The sequence below is a fragment of the Vibrio sp. 10N.222.46.A1 genome (assembly GCF_041473595.1).
In the GTDB taxonomy this organism is placed as follows: domain Bacteria; phylum Pseudomonadota; class Gammaproteobacteria; order Enterobacterales; family Vibrionaceae; genus Vibrio; species Vibrio tasmaniensis_A.
On sequence record NZ_JBFRSN010000182.1, the window covers coordinates 1 to 219 of the forward strand.

Genomic DNA, 219 nt, shown 5'->3' on the forward strand with positions numbered 1-219 from the left:
GCGGAAGGTGCGGTCGCGGACATCAAAGTGACGCTGAGCAACGAAAGCAAAACGGCGACCACGGTTGACCTGACGCTGAACAGCGGCACAGCGGATAAGAACGTCGACTTCACGGGCACCCAAGTGACCATCATCTTAGGTGACGGCACTGAGCTGAAAGACGTGGCGGTTGCGAACGACGGCAGCTTCCAAGTGAGCTTACCGGCGGGTCAAACCGAC

The 219-nt window shown here is 58.9% G+C and carries 1 protein-coding gene; it reads left to right on the forward strand.

Annotated elements, in window-relative coordinates; genetic code table 11:
* The coding region (locus AB4496_RS06190) for a hypothetical protein (protein ID WP_372130698.1) at positions 1 to 219 on the forward strand (219 nt) is incomplete at both ends.